Annotated in this window: 7 protein-coding genes; all 7 read right to left on the bottom strand. The window is 60.4% G+C overall.

The window, feature by feature from the left end; genetic code table 11:
- Positions 1 to 277 precede the first annotated feature (277 nt).
- The 7 genes from curA to citC all read right to left on the bottom strand — a co-directional run bounded on the left by curA (position 278) and on the right by citC (position 6,531).
- Positions 278 to 1,309: an NADPH-dependent curcumin/dihydrocurcumin reductase gene (curA, locus tag A936_RS18710; protein ID WP_008460530.1), complete on the bottom strand. Its 1,032-nt coding sequence runs from the start codon at positions 1,307 to 1,309 to the stop codon at positions 278 to 280.
- Positions 1,310 to 1,395: 86 nt separating this feature from the next.
- Complete coding sequence (gene citG / locus A936_RS18705) at positions 1,396 to 2,241, bottom strand: triphosphoribosyl-dephospho-CoA synthase CitG (protein WP_008460528.1); 846 nt, start codon at positions 2,239 to 2,241, stop codon at positions 1,396 to 1,398.
- Complete coding sequence (citX, locus tag A936_RS18700) at positions 2,219 to 2,758, bottom strand: citrate lyase holo-[acyl-carrier protein] synthase (protein ID WP_008460526.1); 540 nt, start codon at positions 2,756 to 2,758, stop codon at positions 2,219 to 2,221. The genes citG and citX overlap by 23 nt, the downstream gene beginning before the upstream one ends.
- A complete protein-coding gene (gene citF / locus A936_RS18695) occupies positions 2,755 to 4,287 on the bottom strand; it encodes a citrate lyase subunit alpha (RefSeq protein ID WP_008460525.1) in 1,533 nt (510 codons plus the stop codon). The genes citX and citF overlap by 4 nt, the downstream gene beginning before the upstream one ends.
- A 10-nt stretch (positions 4,288 to 4,297) precedes the next feature.
- Positions 4,298 to 5,173 carry a citrate (pro-3S)-lyase subunit beta gene (citE, locus tag A936_RS18690; RefSeq protein WP_008460523.1) on the bottom strand — a complete coding sequence of 292 codons (876 nt, stop codon included), beginning with the start codon at positions 5,171 to 5,173 and terminating at the stop codon, positions 4,298 to 4,300.
- On the bottom strand, positions 5,170 to 5,463 hold the full coding sequence (gene citD / locus A936_RS18685) for a citrate lyase acyl carrier protein (RefSeq protein WP_008460521.1): 294 nt from the start codon (positions 5,461 to 5,463) through the stop codon (positions 5,170 to 5,172). The genes citE and citD overlap by 4 nt, the downstream gene beginning before the upstream one ends.
- A gap of 24 nt (positions 5,464 to 5,487) precedes the next feature.
- On the bottom strand, positions 5,488 to 6,531 hold the full coding sequence (citC, locus tag A936_RS18680) for a [citrate (pro-3S)-lyase] ligase (RefSeq protein WP_008460519.1): 1,044 nt from the start codon (positions 6,529 to 6,531) through the stop codon (positions 5,488 to 5,490).
- Between the last annotated feature and the right edge of the window lie 4 nt (positions 6,532 to 6,535).

The raw sequence follows: 6,535 nt of genomic DNA, 5'->3' as shown, positions 1-6,535 counted from the left end.
ACCCAAACATTCGGGGTCGTTCGCGATTCGTTCCCGACGATCGCTCTCTTTCGCTGTTCCCGACAGCTCAACCCCGCCTGAGGTCTGCCGCTCACGCGGCCGATTTATTTGGCCGGGAGTCCGGGTTCTTAGGGGAGTGACGGTGACTCCCCTAAGACGTTCACCTATGCCGGGTTACATATAAAACAGGGCTGGAAGTGAACGGAACCTTAGCCGACTCTACATAATCGTAAAGATTTTGACTAAGAGGCGACACTCTGCCGACAGAGTCCTCCCTTTACTCCGCCACCTTCACAATCAGCTTGCCGAAGTTCTTCCCGGCCAGCAGCCCCTGGAACGCCTCCACGGTGTTTTCCAGCCCGTCCACGATATCCTCGCGGAACTCAATCTCTCCGGCGGCGATCCACTCGCTCATCTGCTTGTAGAATTCCGGGTAACGATGGCCGTAATCCTGGCTGATGATAAACCCTTCCACGCGCATACGTTTTTTCAGGATAGTCGCCATTAGCTCCGGCAGACGATCGTGCTCAAAGGCGCTGTTGTTGCCGTTGTACTGGCTGATCATGCCACAAACCGGGATACGCGCTTTGGTATTCAGCAGCGGGAAGACGGCGTCAAACACCGCCCCGCCGACGTTTTCAAAGTAGACGTCGATGCCGTTCGGGCAGGCTTTGGCGAGCTGTTCAGCGAAATCACTGGCACGGTGATCGAGGCACTCATCAAACTTCAGCGTGTCCTTCACATAGCGGCACTTATCTTCCCCGCCGGCAATGCCGATAACTCTCGCCCCGCGAAGGCGAGCCGTTTGCCCTACAACCGAACCCACCGCGCCGCTGGCTGCCGCAACCACCACGGTTTCACCCGGCTGCGGGTTACCGATGTCCGTCAGCCCCATATAGCCGGTAAAGCCCGGCATGCCAAGCAGTCCCAGCGCCCAGGAAGGATGAGACATGTTTTTCTCCAGCTTCTGCAGGCCTTCCCCGTTGGAAAGTGAATAATCCTGCCAGCCAGAGTCGGCCAGAACCAGGTCGCCCGGCTGGTAATCAGGATGCTGAGAGCTTTCCACGCGGCTGACGGTTCCCCCCACAATAACTTCACCGATGGCAATCGGCGCCGAGTAGGATTTGGCGTCGCTCATGCGCCCGCGCATATACGGGTCGAGGGAGAGGAAAAGCGTGCGTAGCAGCACTTCACCTTTTCCCGGCGTCGGAACAGCCACTTCTTCCAGATGGATATCTTCGCGGGTCGGCATCCCCTGCGGGCGCTTCGCCAGCACAAAGCGACGGTTTTTCTCTGCGGTCTGAGCCATGAGGTACTCCTTTTATTATCAAGAGTGAAAACCTCAGACTAGACAAAAACGGGTCTCATTAGCATGAAATTCGTGCTGCGTTGCCTTCACACCGCAATTTCCGCTAAAACAGCGCTGACGGCCAGCAGATCCGCGCTCCCGCCGGGACTGAGGTTGCGGGCAATAAGATCGGCATCCATTTGCCGAAGATCGTCCTCGTGCCAGCCTTGCTGAATCAGGCGCGCTGCGTAACGCTGCACATAGCGCAGTCCGTTTAGCCCGCCGCGCGACACAAGATTGGTGTCTGGGTTAGCAGCCATCAGACGCAACATCGCCGCAAGCAGACGGCGCTTCGGGCAGCTTTCCGCCTGCCAGTAAGGCAGCACGTGCTGGCGCACAGTAAGGAATCCGCTTTCCGCCTCGCCGCGTGCGCCGGTCAGGCCAAACTGCTGATAAAGCCTTTCGCCAACGGAAGAAGCCTTCCGGGCCGCGACCAGTTCTCTTTCCACAATCCCGCTGCAGATCTCGCTCACGGTGGAACACACCGCCGATGCAGTTAGCGCTTTGCCCTGCCCCTGCAGACGGCCAGCGGCGGTAGAAAGCAGCCCCAGCGAAAACACGCCACCTTTGTGCGTATTCACGCCCTGAGTGGCCTGATACATCGCCTGTTCGCAGGCGATGCCCGCCGGGCGGATGAGCCGCAGCATCTCACAGGCACCTCGCCCGGCATGTTCCCGCCCTAAAGCGTAGAACGTGCTGAACCAGGGGCCAATAGCCGCAATGCTGCCGAGAAACATTGGCAGATCCATATCCCGGTGCGAGCCGTTGTTGGCGGCATCCACCAGCCCCGGCTTTGGCGTTAGCCACACCTCGTCCAGCAGCGCCTGCCGCGCCAGGGCTGGCACATCCGGGGCGGCGGCAGTACTTGATTTAATCCCTGGCAAACCAGCCATCTATCAGCCTCTCGACGCGCGCGGTCACTTCATCCATGGGGTGGCGGCGGGAGCGTGCACAGGCATGCGCGGGCTCGTTGCACACCAGGCAGCGCCGGCCCGCCAAATCCAGCGAAGTCCGCCCGACCGGGCCATTGTCGGGGCAAATCACATCCGCATCCCACAGCCTGCCGAGCGGATGGGTTTGCTCCAGCCCGACAGTTGCCGCCTTAAGTTCGCTGGCCGAATGCGCCACGCTCCACATCGCTTCGGCCCCGGTCGGCAGCCACAGTACCTGCCGCTCGAGCACCGGCCAGCGGTTGCCCCACAGCAGCTGGTCGCAGGCCTGCAGCGCTACCGCCATGCAGTTGCGGTAGCGAATGCTGTCCTTTACCTGGCCGGGCGTCACCAGCGTCAGGGAAAGCACCGGCTGCCGGTACTTAACCAGCCACTCTTGCTGCCGGTGCGCCCGCCGCTCTTTCGCCTCAAGCAGGGCTGCAAGGGTAACGCCTTCCGCTTCCACAAGCGTTTCACTCATTGGGCTGACTCCTCTTTGACCTGACGCACCACGTCGATCACGCTGCCGTCGCGGTAGCGGATCACGCCGACGATGCGCGGCGTAAATTCGATCGGCTTCGGCTCGCCGGTCAGGGAAATAGCGCGCTGGTAAAGATCTTCTATGCTCACGATCTTCATCCCCGCCCCCTCAAGCCGTTCACGGATCTCCGGCCGGGTCGGATTAACCGCCACGCCGTGATCCGTCACCAGCACATCAATGCTTTCACCTGGCGTAACGCGCGTGGTCACCCGTTTAACAACGGTAGGAATGCGCGTGCGCAGCAGCGGAGCAACCACGATAGTCAGGTTTGCCGCGCTCGCCACGTCGCAGTGTCCGCCGGATGCGCCGCGCATAACGCCGTCAGATCCGGTGATCACATTGACGTTAAAGTCGATATCGATCTCCAGCGCGCTGAGGATCACCACATCAAGCTGATCGCAGCTCGTGGCCTTCGCTCCGGGATTGGCATAAACGTTGGTGGAGATCTCAACGTGGTTCGGGTTACGCGCCAGAGAGGCGGCGGCCTGGCCGTCAAAACACTGGGTGTCGAGCAGTTTTTCGATCAGCCCTTTCTCATGGAGATCCACCAGGCTGCCGGTGATCCCCCCGAGGGCAAAGCGAGCGACGACGCCATTACGCTCCATTTTTTCTTCCATAAAGCGCGTGCATGCGGTGGCCGCCGCGCCGGAGCCGGTCTGCATGGAGAAGCCGGGGCGGAAGTAGCCCGAATGTTCAATCACTTCCGCTGCGGTGCGGGCAATCATCAGCTCGCGGGGGTTGCTGGTGACACGTGCTGCCCCGACGCTGATTTTGTCCGGATCGCCCACGGTGTCGACCTGAACGATGTAGTCCACCTCATCCTGCATCAGGCTCGCGGGCATATTGGGGAACGGCACCAGCTCTTCGGTTAACAGCACGACTTTGCGGGCAAAATGGGCGTCTACTTTGGCGTAGCCCAGCGAGCCGCAGCAGGATTTACCGTGGGTGCCGTTGGCATTGCCGTATTCGTCGCTGCACGGCACGCCTAGAAATGCCACGTCGATTTTTAGCTCGCCGTCCTGCAGCAGCTTCACGCGCCCGCCGTGGGAGTGGATTTGTACCGGCTCGGCCATCAGGCCATGAGAGATCGCTTCCGCCAGCTTGCCGCGCATCCCGGAGGTGTAAATGCGGGTGATCACACCGTTACGAATGGGCTCAATCAGCGCTTCGTTGCAGGTCATCAGCGAACTTGAGGCCAGCGTCAGATCTTTAAATCCAAGGCGAGCCAGCGTGGCAACCACGTGATTAATCACCCGATCGCCTTCCCGGAAAGCATGGTGGAAGGAGATGGTCATGCCGTCCTTCAGCCCGCTTTGGGCAATCGCCTGCTCCAGCGTGTCGCAAAGCTTACGGGTTTTCTTCGCTTCGGCATCCACCAGCCACGGTGTGGTTTGATGCGCCCCGTCGAAGCTTCGCAGATGGGCCAGATGCGGATACTCAAGGTGTAAAAGTTCGGTCATATTACTCATTGTTTTGTCCTTAACGGCGCACGCCGGAAGCCGCGGCGCGCTCAAGCACCACCTGCGCATGGTTAATGATTGGCGCGTCGATCATCTTGCCGTTGAGCGACACTACGCCCAGGCCGTTGCGCTCCCCTTCGTCGGCGGCGGCAATCACCCGGCGGGCATAATCGACTTCGTCCTGAGTTGGCGCGTAGGCGTTATGCAGCAGCTCAATCTGCCGGGGGTTGATCAGCGATTTACCGTTGAAGCCCATTTTGCGGATTAGCTCGACTTCTCGCAGGAACCCGGCCTCGTTATTCACGTCAGACCAAACCACGTCGAACGCGTCAATCCCGGCGGCGCGCGCGGCATGCAGCACCGCGCAGCGGGCATAGAACAGCTCCGTGCCGTCGCCACGCTCGGTTTGCATATCCATCACGTAATCAAACGCCGCCAGCGCAATACCAATCAGACGCGGGGAAGAACGTGCGATGGCGACGGCGTTGATCACGCCGACGGCGGATTCAATCGCCGCCATCAGTTTGGTGGAGCCCGGCTCTCGGCCACACTCACGCTCAATGCGCTCGAGGTGAGATTCCAGCAGGAAGATATCTTCCGGCGTGTCGGTTTTTGGCAGGCGCACCACGTCCACTCCGGCGCGCACGACGGCCTCGAGATCGGCCAGGCCAAACGGGGTGTTAAGCGGGTTAATACGAACCACGGTTTCGATATCGCGGTACATCGGGTGCTGCAGAGCGTGAAACACCAGCACGCGGGCGGTGTCTTTCTCACGCAGCGCCACGGCGTCTTCCAGGTCGAACATGATCGAATCCGGGCGGTAAATAAAAGCGGTGGAGAGCATGGCGGCGTTAGCGCCGGGGAGGAACAACATGCTGCGACGGAGTTTTTTCATTGTAGTTTTCCCCAGTCAATCTGTTCGGCATCGGCGGCACGGAGCACCGCGCTTTGCAAACGGGCGCGGATCACGCAGTCCAGTGCCCCCTTGTCTTCCAGAATAAAAATCCCCTCTTTCACGCCGAGCTGAGCGAGCGTCTGCTCCGCCACACGACGAATTTGCTCCCCGAACTGCTTTTGTACTTCGCTGTGTATCATCAGGCTGAACTCACCTTCGGCGGGGGCGACTCTCACCAGCAGATCGCTGGACTCCAGCGTCCCGGCTAAGGCTTGCTTTACGATTCTCATAAGGCTTTGTCCTGGTTAAAAAATTCAGGCCACATCCCGCGCGTAGTGCCGCTGGAGATGGCTAAAGGTACTGTCCGGGACAATGTCCCGGATGCGGGCCATTTGCTGGCTCTTGAGTAAGGCTCGCACTTCAGAGGCGGAAATCTCTCGTCCGGCGGCATGGCATTTTCGCGGCAGCTCGATCACCTGAATCGACGCCGCGCTGTGGTGACGGTGCACTTCCAGCCAGTAGCGCATGGCCTGGTTATATTCCCGGGTCACCGCGCAGAACGGTTCGTTGCCGACAAAGCGGTGCGTCACGCCCAGCGCCGGGGCAACGTAGTCACGGAAAATCATCAGGTCCATTGCGCTCCAGGTTTTGTCGATAAGCCCGCTCTCTTTCAGGAAATAGCCCGGAAAGGTGGCTCGGGAGATCAGGTAGTCGGACCCCGGATGCACAATCACGTTAGGCAAGTGGGCCACTCCCTGGCGAACCATCTCCCACCGCTCCTCGAACGGAAAAAACGAAGCGTCCTCGCGTACCACAAACAGATGCAGCCAGTCGCAGCGCTGCGCCGCCTGCTCGGCCAGATAGCGGTGGCCGAGAGTGAACGGGTTAGCGTTCATCACAATGGCGCCGATCCGGTTGCCCGGTTGCCGCAGTTTCTCCAACCCGGCGCAGTAGCGGCTGATGCCGACGGGCGTGTTTTCCATCAGCACCGCCGCCTCATCCACCTGCACCAGCGGCCAGAAGCCGCTCTGGCGAAACCGGTCGAGGTTGTAGGGGCGGGTGAACAGGAACAAATGCGCCTGCCCGCGCTCCATCGCGATATGCTGGATTTCCCCCAGCAAACGCACGCTAAGGTTATCCCCACGCCAGGCTTCATCCACCGCCACACATTTGATGGTGCGCCACGCCAGCCCGGCACAGCCGACGATTTTTGCCCCTGAAAGGGCGACGACGAACAGCTGAATGTCGCCGTCCAGCCCGAGCTGGTTCCGCCCCAGCAGATCCCGAATGGCGGCCAGCGCCTGCGGCTGCCGCAGCGGATCGACGGTACTGAACTCGATGGGGTTGGGCTGGAACATAGCG

This window comes from Enterobacter sp. Ag1 (assembly GCA_000277545.1).
In the GTDB taxonomy this organism is placed as follows: Bacteria; Pseudomonadota; Gammaproteobacteria; order Enterobacterales; family Enterobacteriaceae; genus Cedecea.
The sequence above is the reverse complement of the archived record's forward strand: the minus strand, read 5'-3'. Positions and strand labels throughout refer to the sequence as shown.